13 protein-coding genes are annotated in these 18,754 nt (G+C 35.3%); 5 read left to right on the top strand and 8 right to left on the bottom strand.

The features are described 5' to 3' along the window. Positions 1 to 75 precede the first annotated feature (75 nt). The 6 genes from QMO11_RS15175 to QMO11_RS15150 form a co-directional block, all read right to left on the bottom strand. Positions 76 to 1,398, bottom strand: coding sequence for a V-type ATP synthase subunit B (locus QMO11_RS15175; protein ID WP_282038062.1), 1,323 nt, complete (start codon positions 1,396 to 1,398; stop codon positions 76 to 78). A 20-nt stretch (positions 1,399 to 1,418) separates the two neighbouring features. After that, entirely contained in the window at positions 1,419 to 3,185 is a 1,767-nt protein-coding gene (locus QMO11_RS15170; protein ID WP_075601737.1) for a V-type ATP synthase subunit A, read from the bottom strand. Then, entirely contained in the window at positions 3,172 to 4,032 is an 861-nt protein-coding gene (locus QMO11_RS15165; RefSeq protein WP_075601738.1) for a DUF2764 family protein, read from the bottom strand. Before QMO11_RS15165 ends, QMO11_RS15170 begins: the two co-directional genes overlap by 14 nt. Before the next feature lie 5 nt (positions 4,033 to 4,037). Beyond that, positions 4,038 to 4,646, bottom strand: coding sequence for a V-type ATP synthase subunit E (locus QMO11_RS15160; protein WP_282038061.1), 609 nt, complete (start codon positions 4,644 to 4,646; stop codon positions 4,038 to 4,040). 887 nt (positions 4,647 to 5,533) lie between these two features. Next, positions 5,534 to 7,456 carry an AAA domain-containing protein gene (locus tag QMO11_RS15155; RefSeq protein ID WP_282038060.1) on the bottom strand — a complete coding sequence of 641 codons (1,923 nt, stop codon included), beginning with the start codon at positions 7,454 to 7,456 and terminating at the stop codon, positions 5,534 to 5,536. Positions 7,457 to 7,544: 88 nt separating this feature from the next. After that, positions 7,545 to 8,621, bottom strand: a complete 1,077-nt coding sequence (locus QMO11_RS15150) for a DUF1573 domain-containing protein (RefSeq protein WP_282038059.1) — start codon at positions 8,619 to 8,621, stop codon at positions 7,545 to 7,547. 325 nt (positions 8,622 to 8,946) lie between these two features. Here QMO11_RS15150 and lpdA point away from each other — a divergent pair, with 325 nt between their 5' ends. Next, positions 8,947 to 10,338, top strand: a complete 1,392-nt coding sequence (lpdA, locus tag QMO11_RS15145) for a dihydrolipoyl dehydrogenase (RefSeq protein ID WP_282038058.1) — start codon at positions 8,947 to 8,949, stop codon at positions 10,336 to 10,338. Between the two features lie 78 nt (positions 10,339 to 10,416). Here lpdA and QMO11_RS15140 read toward each other — a convergent pair whose 3' ends face one another. Beyond that, positions 10,417 to 11,919, bottom strand: coding sequence for an OmpP1/FadL family transporter (locus QMO11_RS15140; RefSeq protein WP_282038057.1), 1,503 nt, complete (start codon positions 11,917 to 11,919; stop codon positions 10,417 to 10,419). Between the two features lie 23 nt (positions 11,920 to 11,942). Further along, positions 11,943 to 13,316 (bottom strand): hypothetical protein, encoded by a 1,374-nt coding sequence (locus QMO11_RS15135; RefSeq protein ID WP_282038056.1) that lies wholly within the window; start codon positions 13,314 to 13,316, stop codon positions 11,943 to 11,945. Between the two features lie 384 nt (positions 13,317 to 13,700). On the opposite strand from QMO11_RS15135, the gene proS reads away from it, so the two are divergent. From proS to QMO11_RS15115, 4 genes are all read left to right on the top strand, one after another. Further along, a complete protein-coding gene (gene proS / locus QMO11_RS15130) occupies positions 13,701 to 15,176 on the top strand; it encodes a proline--tRNA ligase (RefSeq protein WP_282038055.1) in 1,476 nt (491 codons plus the stop codon). 147 nt (positions 15,177 to 15,323) lie between these two features. Next, complete coding sequence (gene pepT / locus QMO11_RS15125) at positions 15,324 to 16,556, top strand: peptidase T (RefSeq protein WP_282038054.1); 1,233 nt, start codon at positions 15,324 to 15,326, stop codon at positions 16,554 to 16,556. 157 nt (positions 16,557 to 16,713) lie between these two features. Further along, positions 16,714 to 17,349: a peroxiredoxin gene (locus tag QMO11_RS15120; RefSeq protein WP_075601747.1), complete on the top strand. Its 636-nt coding sequence runs from the start codon at positions 16,714 to 16,716 to the stop codon at positions 17,347 to 17,349. A 111-nt stretch (positions 17,350 to 17,460) separates the two neighbouring features. After that, positions 17,461 to 18,747 (top strand): anthranilate synthase component I family protein, encoded by a 1,287-nt coding sequence (locus QMO11_RS15115; RefSeq protein WP_282038053.1) that lies wholly within the window; start codon positions 17,461 to 17,463, stop codon positions 18,745 to 18,747. Positions 18,748 to 18,754: the final 7 nt, after the last annotated feature.

Below are 18,754 nucleotides of genomic sequence, written 5' to 3'. Positions count from 1 at the left end.
GATTAATTAGATAAGAGATAAGAGACTTTTAGACCTTAAACAGAGTCTATCATCTAGAATCTCAAAGTCTAAATTCTAATTCTCTTTCCAGTATTTATCAACAAATTCTTGACGTACAACAACCTCTTCTCGTTTGAAGTTATCTTGGAATAAATCCCAAGTGGTATCTAACATCTTTTCTGTGTCAATATTAATATCAATAGCTAATATTTGCTCAGAATATTCCTTCGCGAATTTCAGAGTACGCTCATCGTAATCTGATAAATCAAAACCATTATCCTGTTTTGTTTTTGCATTAGCAGCATCGGCGTATAAACGGATAGCGGCATTCATCACTTGTGGATGATCTTCGCGTGTTTGCTTACCAATTACTAACTGCTTCAAACGAGATAGAGAACGGAATGGATCTACAATTACTTTACCTACATCAGAATCCATACGTAAGAATAATTGTCCCTCGGTAATATAACCTGTATTATCCGGAATAGCGTGAGTAATATCTCCACCATTCAGCGTTGTTACCGCAATAATGGTAATTGAACCACCATGTGGGAACTGTACTGCTTTTTCGTAAATACGAGCTAAATCAGAATACAGTGAACCTGGCATACTATCCTTCGATGGAATTTGATCCATACGGTTAGATACGATAGATAAGGCATCGGCAAACAGCGTCATATCTGTTAACAGAACCAATACTTTCTCTTGCTTTTCCTCAGCAAAATATTCTGCTGCAGAAAGTGCCATATCAGGAATTAGAAGACGCTCTACCGGAGCATCGTCTGTTGTATTTACAAAACTCACAATGCGATCTAAGGCACCAGCGTTATCAAATACATTCTTAAAATACAGGTAATCATCGTTAGATAATCCCATACCTCCAAGAATAATTTTATCCGCTTCGGCTCTTAGGGCCACGTTTGCCATTACTTGGTTATATGGCTGATCGGGGTCTGCAAAGAACGGAATCTTCTGTCCTGTTACCAATGAGTTATTTAAATCGATCCCCGCAATACCTGTTGCGATAAGATCGGATGGTTGTTTACGACGAACTGGGTTCACCGATGGACCACCTGTATCAATCACTTTTCCATCTACATCTGGGCCACCATCAATAGGATCACCAAATGCGTTAAAGAATCGTCCGGCTAGTTGCTCACCTACTTTAATTTGCGGTGGTCGGCCTAAAAATACCACTTCGGCATTAGTAGGAATACCCTCAGTACCTTCAAAAACCTGAAGAATAACTTCATCCTTCATGATTTTTACTACCTGAGCCATACGTCCGTGCACCAAAGCCATTTCTTCGTTACCTACATCAGTTGCTGTAAGTGTTACGGTAGCCTTGGTAAGGTTCGTAATTTTAGTATATACTTTTTGAAATGCTTGAGTTTCCATGCATGTATAATTTTCAAAAATTAATTTAATCTTTCTTTGATGATTCCTTCAAGCTCTTCAGAATAAGTCTTAAATGTATCAGACTCCCACTCAGAGTAATTCATTTGCTTGAATGTATTGATGATACGTTTGAAGTATACATTTACATCTTCGAAAGAATCAAAGCTGAACTTCATTTCGGTAACATCTAATACTTTCTCAAGCATGAATTTCTGACGGTGTAAAGGACAGTTAGCATCAACTTTATCGAATGAATCTTGCTGAAGAATAACGGCATCTACTAATTCTGAATTCCAGAAACGCTCATGAAATTCTAATGGTACACCATCATCACCTAAAATATTGATTTGCTCTTGCGCCTCTTTACCTCTTAAAAGAAGTGTTTTGGCTTTGTTGACATTATCTAACCAGTTTTCGCCAATTGTTTCCTTCAAATTTTCAACTACCTCTGGATACTCTAAATATTTAGAATAACTATCGATAGGATCGATTGCTGGATAACGCTTACCATCGGCACGTGTTTGGTTAAGACCATAGAAACAACGAGCTGCTTTACGCGTAGATTCTGTTACTGGCTCCTTAAGGTTACCCCCTGCTGGTGATACCGTACCAATAAATGTAATAGAACCTGACTCTCCGTTATTTAAGTATACAAAACCTGCACGAGCGTAGAAACTTGTGATAATTGCTGTTAAATCCATCGGGAAGGCATCCGGTCCTGGAAGTTCTTCCAAACGGTTACTCATCTCACGAAGTGCCTGTGCCCAACGCGAAGTGGAATCGGCCATTAACAATACTTTAAGTCCCATTGCACGGTAATACTCTCCTAAGGCCATTGCTGTGTAAACAGAAGCTTCACGAGCCGCAACAGGCATGTTAGATGTGTTGGCAATAATAGTGGTACGCTCCATCAGTTTACGACCCGTTTTTGGATCTTCTAACTCAGGGAATTCAGTAAAGATTTCCACTACCTCGTTGGCACGCTCACCACAAGCTGCGATAATTACAATATCAGCATCGGCAAACTTAGAAATACTGTGCTGTAATACAGTTTTACCAGTACCGAAAGGACCAGGAATAAAACCAGTACCACCTTCAACAATTGGATTTAAGGTATCCATTGTGCGTGTTCCCGTTTGTAATAATTTAAACGGACGTGGCTTTTCCTTATAGGTTTTAACCGCTTTTTTAACAGGCCATTTCTGAACCATAGTTAATTTAATGTCATTACCCTCTTCATCGGTAATCACAGCGATTTCTTCATCAACAGTATATTCGCCAGCAGCAACAACACTTTTAACAGTGTAAGAACCTTCTAATTTAAAAGGCACTAAAATGCGGTGTGGCATTCCGTTTTCAGGAACTTCTCCTAACCAATCTCCCGCTACAACAGCATCTCCTGCTTTAGCAATTGGCGTGAAATCCCATTTCTTTTCACGATTTAACGGATCGGTGTAGTCTCCCCTTTTAAGGAAAACACCTTCCATTTTATTCAAATCGTTTTGAAGTCCATCGTATGTACTAGAAAGGATACCAGGACCTAAAGTTACCTCAAGAAGGTGTCCTTCAAACTCCACATTTGTACCAATCTTTAGCCCACGGGTACTTTCAAAAACCTGAACGTAAACGTTTTTACCCAAGATCTTAATTACCTCAGCCATCAGGTTACTTTCTGGATGCTGAATAAAACAGATTTCATTTTGGGCCACAGGTCCATCAACCTCTACAATAACGAGGTTGGCAATAATACCGGCTACCTTACCGATGGTTTTATTATTTCTTTCCATGGCTTAATTTATATTCTTCAGGAAACTCGTAACTTGTTTCCAATTCATTTAATAATCTCTTGAATAGCTTTCTGCCTTCTTCTTCAGATAGTAATAACCAACGCTCCACCATAAATAGTTTATAAACAAAGGCCATAATGCGCTCAACAGTAAAGTAATTGAAGAATGTAGCATCCTCAATAAAATCCCATTTTAATTGATCTATCTTTAGTTCACGATCCAAAATATTTGACTCCTCAAATAATTGAATCATAGGCTCTATATATTCTAATTCTCCGGCTAAACCAAAATCGCGCGAGCGACTTTTTGCCAATGCCTCTACAATATCTCCACCACCAATTAGCTCCTTTTCTACATCTATCTGATATTTTCTACCGTTTAAGGCTGTGAAAATATTTTTTTGATTGACTTCAAAATCCAAATATTGATTTAAGAAAAGGTTATTGAAATTGCGCAAGTAAGCATAATACTTTTGTGTTAATAGTATCTCGGCTTGCGTTTTATCAATTGCTTCTTCAGCATTAAGAACCTCATTGGCAAAACTTACCATGTATGAGGGAAAGGATACATCTTCGAGTGTATCAAGATGTTTCTTATCTGTTAATGGTTCTAACTCTAAAGTGGTGTACACACCTCGCGGATCGTGTTCTTTCTCTTCCTTATAAATAAGGTTAAGCAAGTTTCTATGATCAAAAGGTAAGTAAAGTGCTTGTACCATATCAATATCCTTGGCAGCAAGCTCTTCCTTTAAGGCTTCTAGAAGCGTTAATGAAGTATACGTAGTTTTTTTATCACCCAATAATATATCAGGTAATCCGGCAACCAAACAATAGTATTTATTTGCCATACTAATTACTCCTCAAATAATAACTGATTTGTTTTTGGACGAAGGAATCCTTTAAAGAAGTTTTGGAAATCGCCTTCAGTAAAGCTGATTACGTAGCTCCCGTCTTTAGGTCCAACTTTAAAACCTGCTTTAATTCCTTTGTTGAATTCGAATGATAAACCTGCGTTTAATTCTTTAGACAAACTGTTGGAGATATATTTATCCATTTCAGTTTTATCTGCTTCAGCTAAAGCTAAATTAATGTCGAAGTTTCCAGATTTTGTCCATCCTTCTACAACTTTTACAATAATTTCTTTGAGATACTCAGCATTTCCAAAAACTTCTTTTACTGAAGGTTCTGCAACTTTTAATGTAATGCTGGTTTCAATTTGCTGTCGAAGTGATGAAATGGCTTGTTGTGAGCTCATTTTTAACTCTGATGCAACATTTTTAGTAATTTCTGCGGCTTTTGTATTAGCCTCGCTTACTACTTCTTCTGCCTTTTTATTAGCCTCTGCTAATACCTTTTCAGCATCAGCTTTAGCTTTCGCTAAAATTGCTTCAGCTTCTGACTGGGCTTTCTGAACCCCTTCGGCATAAAGTTTATCAGTAAGTTCCTGGAGTTTTGACTGCATGATATTTATTTAAATTTAAATAATACAAGTATTTTTATTTCACTCGTTCTCAACAATTTTAAATCAGATTCCAAATTATAAATTTGATAATGAATAAACAATCTTTTTATAGGTTGATATAAAAAAAAGATATAATCCTATGTGTTAATCGATCTGTTAAACATTTTTTAACAATATTAGTTCATCAAAAAGATTGCTTATTTTTAATTATAAATCTTATCCCGAAATTTATAGTAATTGTTACTAAATCTTCATTAAATAATACTGAAACATCAATAATAAAAACCGAAATGATGGTTTTAAATACTGAATTTTATATTCGTTAGCATTACAGGTTCTTTTTAGACTAAAGTATATTATTATTTCACTTGTTTGATACAAAAATACTACTAGTGGTTTTGTTGTACAATAACACTTTGGTGTTATACAATTACCAATAGTAAAATGAGAATCAACAGAGTTGAAATAAGGGCAGGTTATGATATTCTATTCTTGATATATGATCACCTATTAGCTTGATATAGAAAATAGGAATAGGTGGTGATTGTGTGATGAATTCTCTTGCAATATTTTAAAATGAATCCAATTAAACAATCAAAATTACATATATTAACATGTTGTTAAACATCATGCTTAGGTCATTCTGGTTATGTCTGTTATAATTAGCGCATTTGTTATTTTGGGTCAATATTATTCCTTTATAATTTGATAACAATGTATATTTGAGCAGCTGTGCAGTTACAGTATAAAGCGAAATGAAAATTAATGCCTGTTACCCTCATTGTCGTTCATGAGCGGAATATCAGTATTGTTTAGAACATTGAAAAGAAATCCATTATTTGAATACAGATTATGGTGGGATAAGTTAAATATTTGCGCAAATGGCGTTAAAGAGATAAGTATTCAAAGGCGCTTCTATATGCGCTAATGTCATTAATGTAGTCGAGAAATGCGCCATAAAACTTATCATTTCCAATAGTCGCACTATCTCCTAAAACTACCATTTTCTTTTTTGCCCTTGTTAAAGCTACATTCATTCTTCTGTAATCCGATAGAAATCCTATCTCACACTTGTCGTTGCTTCTTACCAAGCTTATATAAACTATGTCTTTTTCTTGACCTTGAAATGAATCGATAGTATTGATGGAAAGTTTAAGTTGTGGATGTATTGTGTTAATTCCTTCAAATATATTCTGTAAGTAATTTACTTGTGCTTTATAAGGTGATAAAATTCCAATTGAAATTTCTTCTTCATAGTTGACCGCCTCAAGGTTCTCTATATAGTTAGTAAAGTGCTTTAATAATAGATTGGCTTCTTCGGGGTTAAAAGAACTCTTGTTTTCTTTATGTGATTGTTCTTGAAATCCACAACCTGCTGTATCAATAAATTCAATTTCAGAATCTTCAGGGAATAACTTCCAGTTTTGTACAGCTTCATTGGCTTCTAGTTTATTATTATAGAAGTACTGGTTCGAAAACTGCATAATGTTTTTATTCATTCGGTATTGCTCTTGCAACATTACATCAGCATTATTTCGTTTAATAGCTTTTTCGAAAAGGGTTTCGCTTAGTCCTTTTTTTGCAGCTTCAAAGCACTTTACGGTAGGAGGTAGTTGAAAGTGATCTCCAGCAAAAATCACTTTATTCGCTTTTGTAATCGGAATCCAGGTAGCCGGTTCAAGACCTTGCCCTGCTTCATCAATAAATACGGTGTTGTATTTTCTATCTCTAATTTGAAAGTTGGAAGCCCCAACTAAAGTACATGCAATTATTTGCGCTTTGTCCAGAACATCATTAGTGATATAATATTCTAGTTGTTTCGCTTCGTCTTTTAGTTTGCTAGATTCTTTTAAAAGTAAGCGCCTTTGTTCGCGCTCTTCAGAGCCAAAGTTACGTTTGTATTTGTGTGCTAAGTTGTAACACTCATTACTTTGTTTTTTTATTGCCCTAAGTGTTTTATAGCTATTGTGATTGGCAATTTTAGCATCAATAGTTAGGTCTAAAATCTCCTCTGTTACTCGTGCAGGATGTCCTATTCTTACTACTTTTAATTCTTTATTATGAAGTTTTTCAACAAGTAAATCAACAGCAGCATTGCTAGGAGCGCATACCAACACTTGCTTTTCGTAATTCAAAGTTTGTTTTATCGATTCTACTAAAGTAGTTGTTTTTCCGGTGCCTGGAGGGCCGTGTATTATGGCAATATCTTTAGCTTTATGGACAAGGTTGATAGCCGCAGTTTGACTGCTATTAAGTTTATTTTCCGTTTGTTCTATGGTAAAATCGTCTGAAAAATATGCCTCGGAATCAGATAAGAGGATTTTTTTAAGAGTAGTTAATCTTTCGTCTTCTGTATTGATTACGATATTTAGTGCTCGCATCATTTCAAAGTAGGCGTTTTCATCAAACAGGAGTTGTACCCCTATATTGCCATCTCTGATCCAATCAGGTTCATTATCACCATTAATGGTGATAATCATTTCATTTTTCTTTACTCGGTTAATAACACCGCTTACTGCATTTTTAGCTTCGGAGTTTGTGCCGTTATTAGAAAAAAGACTTACGAGTTTACCCGATTGAAAAATATGGCTGTCTTTGTGTTCTATTGGTCTGGTAATTCTAATTAAAAGACGTTCTCCTGCATTATAGCTCGTTCGCTCAATATTGACGGGATACCAACATACACCTTCTTTTCGGCGTTGCACAATTGATGTACTCGCCATTTTATGTTGATACTGTTTTAAGTCTTCTTCTTTTTCAAGGAGGAGAAGTTCAGAAACCCTTTTAAGTTCAATATTTATTTTTGACATGCTATAATTAATATATTGTACTATAAAGCAAAAATGGGAGTAATACACAAGAATGTATTACTCCCTAAGCTATGTTTTAAAAGATGTTTTAGTTTACATTACCTTGTACCCTAAGTAATATATTACTAGCCATGGGGTCGTTGGTAATAACAGTTACGGACTTATTTTGTCGACCTGTTTTTCCTTGTGAATTAAAGCTAGCTTTCACATTTGTGCTTTCTCCAGGACCAATTACTTTTTTATCCGGAGTAACGGCTGTACACCCACAAGATGCTTTAACCTTACGAATAATCAAGTTTGATTTTCCGCTATTTGTAATAACAAATGTATGTTCTGCTTTGGCTCCTTGTTTGATTTCGCCAAAATCAAATATTTTATTATCAATACTAATTTTAGGAGCATTTTCTTTCTGATCATCCGTCCAGTTAGCAAAGTCTTCTTGAATGTTAGCATTAATACTAATACGTTTCTTATAGTCAACTTCGTCATTGATGTTCACAAATATTTGATCGTAAACAAAACCCCAGTCTTGTTTTTTAGAAGCATCGTAACTTGCAATAAACTTTCCTTTCTGACCTGGTGCTAATTTCGCAGGAGATGCAGTTATCGTGATGTGATCAGGTACTCTACCAAAAGATATACTAATTGCCTCTTTAGAATCGTTAATAACTTCTATTTCTTCTGTTTTTTTTCCTTGAGGAGTGATTTTTGTGAAGCTTAGGTGAGATGTTTTAAGCCTAAGAGGACCAAGTTCTCTTGGATAGATATCAGCTAAAGTCTTTTCTCTCTGTTGTACGTTTCCTGTAATTCTTAAAACGGTGTTTCTAGGTTCTGTGTTTGCAGTAACAGTAATAGTTTTGTTAAAATTACCAGGTCTATTTTTCGGATCAAAAGTAGCTTTCACAAAACCACTAGCACCAGGAGCAATAGGTTGCTTTGACCAATCAGGAGTTGTGCAACCACAACTGGCTCTTACGTTATGGACTACTAGAGGTTGAGCACCAGTGTTTTTAAAGGTAAACTTGTAAGAGACTTTACCATCAGCTTCTTTTATTGCACCAAAATCGTGTAACGTTTTATTAAATGAGAATGAAGGTTTAGCGCTTTGTGCCCATGTTGTTGACACAATAAATAAAGCCATTAGGCTTAAAATTAGGTGTTTCATATGATTTTATTTTTCTAATACCTTTTATTTCAAAGAGGTTATTTTTTTGAATTAGTTACACAAATCTACTAAAAGCATCAGAAAAACAAATTACTAGATTGTATTTTAGCATCTCTTTAACTTTTTCTGCTAATAAAATTAAATAGGTTTAACTTTTAAATATAAATTGCGATCTCTTAACCTTGTGATTAATTGAGGAGGGAAATATAAAATCTCCCGACTTTTTTATTAAATCAATCAACCTTTTTATAAACACATTGTTAATTTATTGATATCCCAAAAATGAGGAAATCATTTTAATCAAAATAATTACAAATAGAATAATATGCAATACGATTTAGTAGTACTAGGAAGTGGCCCAGGAGGTTATGTTGGAGCCATTAGAGCTTCTCAATTAGGAATGAAAGTAGCTGTTGTAGAAAGAGCTGAGCTAGGTGGAATTTGTTTGAATTGGGGGTGTATACCTACAAAATCTTTACTTAAAAGTGCATCGGTATTCGAATATTTACAACATGCCGAAGATTATGGGATTAAATTTGAAGGTGAGGCAAAGGCAGACTTTGATGCTATGGTTAAGCGAAGTAGAGGTGTTGCTGATGGAATGAGTAAAGGTATTCAGTTTCTGTTTAAGAAAAATAAGATAGATGTTATCAATGGATTTGGTAAGCTTAAGGATAGTAAAACTCTTGAGGTTACTAAAGACGATGGCTCAAAACAAGATGTTAATGCAAAAAATATACTTTTAGCTACTGGGGCGCGTAGTAGAGAGTTACCAAACTTACCACAGGATGGTGAGAAAATTATAGGTTACAGAAAGGCACTTACGCTTGATAAAAAGCCTGAATCAATGATTGTTGTAGGTTCTGGTGCTATAGGTAGTGAGTTTGCTTACTTTTATAATTCAATTGGTGTAAAAGTAACTCTTGTTGAATACCTCCCTAATATTGTTCCTCTCGAAGACGAAGAAGTATCTAAGCAATTAGGTAGATCGTTTAAGAAGTCTGGAATTAATGTGATGGTTTCTTCTGAGGTATTAAGTGTAGATACAAGTGGTGCTAAAGTTAAAGCAACCATCAAAACTAAAAAAGGCGAAGAAGTTCATGAAGCTGATGTGGTACTTTCTGCAGTTGGTATTAGTCCAAATATTGAAGGTATTGGTCTTGAAGAAGTAGGAGTCGAAGTTGAGAAAGGTAAGGTTAAGGTAGATGCATTTTATCAAACTTCTGTTGCTGGAGTGTATGCGATTGGAGATATTGTTCCAGGGCAGGCTTTAGCACATGTAGCATCAGCTGAGGCGATTACTTGTGTCGAGAAAATTGCAGGAGAGAAGGTGCAGGCAATTGATTATGGAAACATACCAGGTTGTACCTATACAACACCTGAGGTTGCCTCTGTTGGAATGACAGAAAAAGCTGCTAAAGAAGCTGGGCATGAATTAAAGGTTGGTAAATTTCCATTCTCTGCTTCAGGAAAAGCAAGTGCAGCAGGTCATAAAGATGGCTTTGTGAAGCTTATTTTTGATGCAAAATATGGAGAGTTACTAGGAGCTCACTTAATAGGAGCAAATGTAACAGAAATGATTGCGGAATTGGTTGTGGCTAAAAAACTAGAAACAACAGGTCATGAGTTGGTTAAGGCAATTCATCCGCACCCAACAATGTCAGAAGCAATTATGGAGGCTGCCGCGGCCGCTTATGATGAAGTTATTCATATTTAGAATTAAATAGTATTATATCAACAAAGGGTATTCATTTTTATGAATACCCTTTGTTGATTATAGCAGTTACATAACAATTTAGAATCTCCAACCCATTGTCATCACTGCATAATGGTCGGTGGAATTATAATTTCCTTTAGTTGGCGCTCCAAAGCCCTCATCGTACTCAGTATCCCAATTGTAATTGTATTGGCTGAATCCATATTGAGAATAAACGTAAGCAAAGTCAATAAAGAAATTATTTACTCGGTACCCGAATCCACCAGTGTAGCTTTTGATTTCATTATCATAAGGTTCATCTTTAAATGGAGAGGCTTGAAGCGAAGCTCCACCTCTTAAGCTAAATTGAGGATTAAATCGTATTTCAACACCAGCTCTAAAATTATTAGTTTGAGTGTAAGTGTCTTCAATTACCTTATTGATATTATCTAAATACTGAATCTCTCCAAAATCGTTAGTAGTACTTTTAAATTGAGCAGCAGTGTAATCTATGTATTCATAATCAAAACTCAATATAGCAAATTTACTTATGATTAAAGATGCGCTACCAATGGCTTTTAATGGAGAGGTAAATTTATAATCTGTATAAAAATCACTTCTTTGGCTTTCTGATGTATGAGAATGGAAATCGGCATCAATTTGGCTTCCATAATCTTCATTAATGGTGTGCCAAGTAGGAGAATGGAAAGATCCGCCTATTCTTAGAAACGGTAAAGGTTTAAGAATAAATCCTGCTTTTAAAGAAATACCATTGCCTCTTACATCCAAATAATCGTACATGCGGTATTGAGAAAATACATCAGGATGAGGTTCTCCATTGCTTTGTGCATATTGCTCGTAATAGTTAGACCTTTCTTTATAGGATAACATATTAAAATTGAAGGAGGCACCCAACTGTAACACGTTGCTGATATTTACGCCCGTTGAAATATTTAGGTCGCTACTGTTACCACTTTTTTCAAGAATGCGTGTCTGGTCAACAGTATCATCTCCGTAAAGGTTGTTCGTATAATATCCTCCATTTGGATTAGAATTGTCATCCACCCAAGGAATCAAATAAGTATTATTAGCAAGATCTGTTCTATAGTCAAAATTACCATTGTTAGCATTAATCATGAACATATCTGTCATTGAATTTCCATAATTAGCTGCTGACGCCATTGATTTGTAATTGAAATTATTATTTCTATTGTATCCAATTGCAAAATGCGTACTAACAATTCCTTTTTTAACTTCGCGCATTGGCTTGAAGGTGCCTACATATCCAATTTGATTTATGGCAAACGTAGTTTTCCCATCTGTAGTAATGTCTCCACCATTAAAATCACCATCTGTAGAGTTTATAATTAAGGATGGAGTAAAGGAAAACTCAGAGGAGCGGTAAGTTGCTATACCAGCTGGGTTAACCCCAATAGCACTATAATCTCCACCTAAAGAACCAAAGGCTCCTCCCATCGACATGAATCGGGCAGTACCTTGGTATTGAGGTTGCGAATATCTTAAAGCATCTAAATATGTTTGTGAATATGCAGATACACTTAAAATGCATAACAACACTAGTGTTTTTATTTTATTCATCATACTGTTTAGGTTTTACTTAGTTATTATCTACTTCTTCTTGATCCACCGGAAGATCCGCCTGATGATCCGCCAGAACTACCGCCGTATGAGCTTCTACTCGGACTCGAGTAGCTTGAAGATCTACTTTGATTTGAATAACTTGAATTAGAGTTATTCGTATTACTACTTCTGCTTGAGCGAGAAGGTTGGTAATTATTTGAACTACCAGTGTTGTAATTGCTATTACTTTGTCTTGTTGAACTATTATTTCTTGTGGTAGTACTTTCTGATTTAGAACTTCTTGTATTGTAAGTGCTACGCGTATTCCTTGAGTTTGTAGACGAACTTCTTGTGTAGGTAGGTGTATAACCTACTCTAGCTTTGCTACTATTTGCATTACTATTGCTAGTTCTTGTTACTGAACTTGATGGAGTATATGAAGCGCGAGTTGCTCTTCCTGTAGCATTTGATGATTGCCTAGTTTGTTGCATCGTACTTGAACTTCTTGTAGCTCTTGATGGAGTGCTTGAAGATGTACGCGTGCTGTTTGAAACAGTTGATACTCTATTACCTCTTGTAGCAGCAGTCCCTGATGTTCTTGACCCATGGCTTGCCCCTGAAGAATAGCGAGGAGCCCTTTCTCTTGCTATAAGATTATTCCCACCTCCATACATTGGTGGATATGGGTGTCCCCATCCGTAGCCAGGATAACCCCATCCATAACCCGGGTATCCCATTCCGTAACCTGGATATCCCCATCCATAATTTGGGTAACCGTAGCCATAGCCAGGATATCCCCATCCATAATTGAAGCCTCCATAAAAGCCCCAGCTTGATGTAGGTCCATAGCGCCAATTATTATAATATCTATTATTCCAGTCTGGCGAAACATAAGCGTAATCTCCATCCACATAAACATTATAATTAAAGCCACTATTAAATATTACATCGTTATACATAGGTGACCAATATGGTATTCCGACCATAGGACCATGGAACCTAGCTATTCTTTCTGCGTAATCTTTATCTTGTTGCGATCCGTTAAATTCATTTACCCAATATCCCGTATTATCATCGTAATATAAAAGTGAATCAACTTCTTGTATGCTATCATTATTTAATATAGATGCATATTCGCTTTGTATAGCAGTAAAATCCCTTAAATCTTCATTTTCTTCAGCTCTATCAGAGCTATAGTATTCATTTTGGAGCTGTGAATAATTACGATTTTCTTCTTTTTTTAATTCACTGTCTGGTTTTGGCAAAGGAGAATATGACTCCGCTACAGTTACAGGTTTATCCTTTGCATTATAATATAGATCATCATCATATACCCCAGAAGAGTACTTGTAACTAGATGAACAAGCACTTACTAGTGTAAATGTTATGACGGATAATATGTAGAAATTAACTTTCATGAGCGTTCGTTTTTGGGTCAAATAAAATAGGATTCATTTGGTTTATATGCAATAATTATACCATATACATAAAGTTATTGGTTTTTATTTATAGCATTGAACGATGTAAATATATTAAATTGAAAATAAAAACAGCCTAAAGTACTTGTTACTATCTTACTTTTATTTTACGTATATACATTGCAGAAGGATAAAGGTGAATTTTCAGCTAAATTAAACTTTTTGTTAGCTCGATGAAGAGTAATCATGTTGGCAATATGTTTTTATATAACACTTAGGTTTAATTAGTGCGCTAAATTTTGTTTCTTTGTGCTTTATTTTTCGCATTTGCATATAGATTGCAAAAGTTGATTAGAAATGTTGAAATAATAAGTTATTACATAGATGGCAAAAGGATTAACAAAAAGAAGTGTCGACTATTCTCAGTGGTATAATGAGTTAGTTGCAAAAGCCGATTTAGCAGAAAATTCTGCAGTAAGAGGATGTATGGTTATTAAACCGTATGGGTATGCAATTTGGGAAAAAATGCAACAAGAATTAGACCGTATGTTTAAAGAAACGGGTCATGAGAATGCATACTTTCCGTTATTTATTCCTAAGTCTTTCTTAAGCAAGGAGGCTGATCACGTTGAAGGTTTTGCTAAAGAATGTGCGGTTGTAACTCATTACCGTTTAAAAAATGATCCTGATGGCAAAGGAGTCGTAGTTGATCCAGAGGCCAAGTTAGAGGAAGAATTAATAGTTCGTCCAACTTCAGAAACAATTATTTGGAATACTTATAAAAACTGGATCCAATCTTATAGAGATCTTCCTATAAAATGTAACCAATGGGCTAATGTGGTTCGTTGGGAAATGCGTACGCGTTTATTTTTGCGTACAGCTGAGTTTTTATGGCAAGAAGGGCATACAGCACATGCTACAAAACAAGAAGCTATTGAGGAAACTCAAACTATGATTCAAGTATATGCTGATTTTGCTCAAAACTTCATGGCAGTTCCTGTTGTGCAGGGAGTAAAAACAGCTAATGAGCGTTTTGCAGGTGCTTTAGATACTTATACTATTGAAGCTTTAATGCAGGATGGAAAAGCATTACAATCAGGTACATCTCACTTTTTAGGACAAAATTTTGCAAAAGCATTTGATGTGAAATTTGCAACAAAAGAGGGTAACGAAGATTATGTATGGGCATCGTCATGGGGAGTTTCAACTCGTTTGATGGGTGCCTTAATAATGGCTCATTCTGATGATCATGGATTGGTATTACCACCAAAATTGGCTCCAATTCAAGTAGCCATTGTTCCTATTTATAGAAGCGAAGAAGATTTAGCTAAAATCACAGAAAAGGTTGATGTTGTAGTTGCGAATCTTAAAAAGAGAGGTATATCCGTTAAATTTGATGATTCTGATAATCGTAAGCCAGGTTGGAAATTTGCACAATACGAACTGAAAGGTGTTCCTGTACGTTTGGCTGTTGGAATGCGCGACTTAGAAAATGGAACAGTAGAAGTTGCTCGTAGAGATACTTTAACCAAAGAAGTGGTTAATATGGATGGTGTTGATGAGTACGTTGCTGATTTATTGGAGCAGATTCAGGAAACTATCTACCAAAAAGCTTTAGATTTTAGAGCAGAGAAAACAACTCCGGTTGAAACCTTTGAGGAGTTTAAGAGTGTTCTTGAAGAAAAAGGTGGATTCATCTTAGCGCATTGGGACGGAACTTCAGAAACGGAGCAAAAAATTAAAGAGGAAACTAAAGCAACCATTCGATGTATTCCTTTGGAGGGAGATAAAACTCCTGGTGTTTGTGTTTATTCAGGAAAACCTTCAGAGCAACGCGTTTTATTTGCAAAAGCATACTAATAGTATCATAACTTACATGATATTTATCAAGGGAACAACGATTATGTTGTTCCCTTTTTTGTTTTCTTACTTAAACAAGTAATTTTATATAATCATTTATCGAAACACATTCGAACCCCTTATAAATATTACATAATAGTTTGTATCATGACAACAATATTAGATAGATTTTTAAAATACGTAAAAATTGACACTCAGTCTGATCCGAATACCGGATTGACTCCTTCAACACCCAATCAGTTTAAATTTTCAGAGAATTTAGTAGAAGAACTAAAAGCTATTGGCTTAAGTGATGCCAGTATTGATGAAAATGGATACGTAATGGCAACCATACCATCGAACATAAATGCTGAGATACCCGTAATTGGATTTATAGCACATGTGGATACGAGTCCTGATTTCTCGGGTCGTAATGTAAACCCTCAAGTAGTTGAAGATTATGATGGAGGCGATATTGTTCTTAATGAAGAAAAGAATATATGCCTATCGCCATCTGAATTTCCAGAGCTTAATAATTACAAAGGTCAAACCATTATTACAACAGATGGAACGACTTTATTAGGAGCTGATGACAAAGCAGGGGTGACAGAAATAGTAAGCGCTGCTGAATATTTAATGAATAATCCACACATTAAACATGGTGATATCAGAATTGGATTTACACCTGATGAGGAAATAGGTGCTGGTGCTGATTATTTTGATGTAAAAAAGTTTGGCGCATCATATGCCTATACTCTTGATGGAGGCGAGATTGGGGAGTTGGAATATGAAAACTTTAATGCCGCGGGTGCAAAAATCACGGTACGTGGTAGAATGGTTCATCCGGGTTATGCAAAAAATAAAATGCGTAATTCAATACGTATTGCCAACCAAATTATTACAATGCTACCTCGTCATGAAACTCCTGAGCATACAACTGGATATGAAGGTTTTTATCATTTAATGGATTTTAATGGTGATGTTGAAAAAACAGAGATGTCGTACATCATCAGAGATTTCCGTGCGGATAGATTTGAAGATAGAAAAAAAGAACTTCAGCATATTGTAAATAAAGTAAATGCAGAATATGGTGCAGGCACTGTGAAGTTAGAAATCAACGACCAGTATTATAATATGCGCGAAAAGATTGAGCCAGTTTTTCAGATTGTTGAAAGTGCTAAACTAGCAATGGAATTAGTAGGTGTTGATCCCTTGGTTAAACCAATTAGAGGTGGCACGGATGGTTCAAGATTATCTTATATGGGCCTTCCAACGCCAAATATTTTTGCAGGAGGTCATAATTTCCATGGCCGTTTTGAATTTGTACCACTGCAAAGTATGGAAAAAGCAGTAGAAGTTATTTTAAAAATTATTGATTTATCGGTGCAACCACAAAAATAATTTCAGTGTATTTTGTTGATTTGTTGAGGTATAATTTCAGGGCTTTATTTTTTTTGTAAAAAAGTGAATTTCACAAAAACATTTTCAAAATAGTGTTGTTTGAGAAGTGTAATTAAACAATGAACAGATTTAACAAACAAAATAATAAATAGAAATTATGGCAGTATTAGTAGGAAAAAAAGCCCCTGTATTTAGTGCAGAAGCAGTTGTAAATGGTGGAGAAATGGTTGAGAAATTTTCTCTTGAGCAATTCGTAGGTAAAAAGAACGTAATTCTTTTCTTTTACCCAGCTGATTTTACATTTGTTTGTCCGACAGAAATTATTGCTTTCCAAGATAAAATTGCTGAGTTTGAAAAAAGAGATACTCAAGTTGTTGGTGTATCTGTTGATTCTGCTTTCTCTCACTGGAAGTGGTTACAAACTGAGAAAAAAGAAGGTGGTATCAAAGGAGTTAAATTCCCTTTAGTTGCTGATAATGCAATGACGATCTCTTTAAACTACGATGTGTTAGCTGGTGAGTACGATTATGACGAAGAAGGAGCAACTGTGTTTGAAGGAACACCTATGGCTTACCGCGGTCTTTTCTTAATTGATAAAGCAGGTGATGTTCGTCATCAAGTAGTTAACGATATGCCTTTAGGACGTAGCGTTGATGAAACTTTACGTATGATTGATGCTTTACAATTCTTCGAAGAAAATGGAGAAGTTTGTCCTGCTGATTGGCATAAAGGAGATGAAGGTTTAACAGCTTCACAAGAAGGAATCTCAGATTATTTAGGAAAAAGAGACTAATTAGATAATCTTTAATACATATTAAAGCATCTACTTTACAGTAGGTGCTTTTTTTATGCATTCAATTTGCATAACTATTGTGCCAACTCCATTTTTAAGTAAATTTGCGGCATGCGTAAATATGTTTCTTTTATAGTTGAAGACTCTGAACAGTTCAAAAAACAACTTTTGTTTTATCTTAAAAAACATCAGATTTCTGCTATATATGATAGTTGCAATTATAAATCATCTCAAAGTTATTCTGCATATGATTTTATTGCGGGTTTTGAAGCATTGCAAACGTTCACTGGCGGATTACAGAAATTAAAAGAAGCTTTTGATATAGGCGATTGGGCTTTAGGATACCTTGCCTATGATTTAAAAAATGAATTAGAGCATATATACTCAGTTAATCACGATGGTTTACAGTTTGAGAATACTAGCTTTTTTCGACCACGATTTTTGTTTTTATGTAATAGCAATAGTTGGCAATTTTCATATTTAGACGACTACAATACAGAAGCTCAGGTACTCTCGATTATTGATGAAATTAAGAATATAGTTACAGAGGAGCCTGAAAATAAATCTATCAAAATAAAACAGCGAGTAAATAAAACTGCTTATTTAAAATCAGTTAAAGGAGTTTTAGATCATATTCATCGAGGAGATATCTATGAGATGAATTACTGTATGGAGTTTTATGCTGAGCACACTAAAATAGATCCATTTTCAATTTATAACTCTTTACATTCAGTATCGCCAACACCTTTTTCTTCATTTTTTAAAATGAAGGATAAGCATATAATTTGTGCATCGCCCGAAAGGTATATTTGTAAACGAGCTCAGCAGGTTATTACTCAGCCAATAAAAGGTACAGCAAAAAGATCTGCAGATATTGAGGTAGATAAGGCGAACAAGTCGAAACTAAAAGAAAGCATTAAGGAGCAATCAGAAAATATAATGATTGTGGATTTAGTGCGTAATGATTTATCAAAAATAGCAGAACGAGGAAGTGTGAAAGTTGATGAATTGTGCGGAATTTATCCCTTCAAGCAGGTGTTTCAAATGATATCAACCGTATCCGCAAAACTTAATCATTCTAATACGGCATTCGATGTAATTAAAGCCACTTTCCCAATGGGGTCAATGACTGGCGCTCCAAAATTAAGAGCAACCAAATTAATTGAGAAGTACGAAGAAACTAAGCGTGGGGCCTACTCAGGTGCTATGGGGTACATCACACCTAATCAAGATTTTGATTTCAATGTAATTATCCGAAGTATATTATACAATAGTGCTCAAGAATATTTATCTTTTATGGTAGGTAGTGCAATTACCGCAAAAAGCAATCCTGCAGAGGAATATGAAGAGTGTCTGTTAAAAGCAAAAGCTATATTTGAAGTGTTGCGTGCTAAGTAGTTTTACC

It is taken from the genome of Saccharicrinis aurantiacus, assembly GCF_947489045.1.
GTDB lineage: Bacteria > Bacteroidota > Bacteroidia > Bacteroidales > Marinilabiliaceae > Saccharicrinis > Saccharicrinis aurantiacus.
Note: the sequence above shows the minus strand (reverse complement) of the source record. Positions and strands in the feature narration are given on the sequence as shown.

Bases quoted from the DNA above. Each gene is read 5' to 3' on its own strand.
- QMO11_RS15175 (WP_282038062.1), bottom strand. From the start codon at position 1,398: ATGGAAACTCAAGCATTTCAAAAAGTATATACTAAAATTACGAACCTT.
- QMO11_RS15170 (WP_075601737.1), bottom strand. From the start codon at position 3,185: ATGGAAAGAAATAATAAAACCATCGGTAAGGTAGCCGGTATTATTGCC.
- QMO11_RS15165 (WP_075601738.1), bottom strand. From the start codon at position 4,032: ATGGCAAATAAATACTATTGTTTGGTTGCCGGATTACCTGATATATTA.
- QMO11_RS15160 (WP_282038061.1), bottom strand. From the start codon at position 4,646: ATGCAGTCAAAACTCCAGGAACTTACTGATAAACTTTATGCCGAAGGG.
- QMO11_RS15155 (WP_282038060.1), bottom strand. From the start codon at position 7,456: ATGTCAAAAATAAATATTGAACTTAAAAGGGTTTCTGAACTTCTCCTC.
- QMO11_RS15150 (WP_282038059.1), bottom strand. From the start codon at position 8,621: ATGAAACACCTAATTTTAAGCCTAATGGCTTTATTTATTGTGTCAACA.
- lpdA (WP_282038058.1), top strand. From the start codon at position 8,947: ATGCAATACGATTTAGTAGTACTAGGAAGTGGCCCAGGAGGTTATGTT.
- QMO11_RS15140 (WP_282038057.1), bottom strand. From the start codon at position 11,919: ATGATGAATAAAATAAAAACACTAGTGTTGTTATGCATTTTAAGTGTA.
- QMO11_RS15135 (WP_282038056.1), bottom strand. From the start codon at position 13,316: ATGAAAGTTAATTTCTACATATTATCCGTCATAACATTTACACTAGTA.
- proS (WP_282038055.1), top strand. From the start codon at position 13,701: ATGGCAAAAGGATTAACAAAAAGAAGTGTCGACTATTCTCAGTGGTAT.
- pepT (WP_282038054.1), top strand. From the start codon at position 15,324: ATGACAACAATATTAGATAGATTTTTAAAATACGTAAAAATTGACACT.
- QMO11_RS15120 (WP_075601747.1), top strand. From the start codon at position 16,714: ATGGCAGTATTAGTAGGAAAAAAAGCCCCTGTATTTAGTGCAGAAGCA.
- QMO11_RS15115 (WP_282038053.1), top strand. From the start codon at position 17,461: ATGCGTAAATATGTTTCTTTTATAGTTGAAGACTCTGAACAGTTCAAA.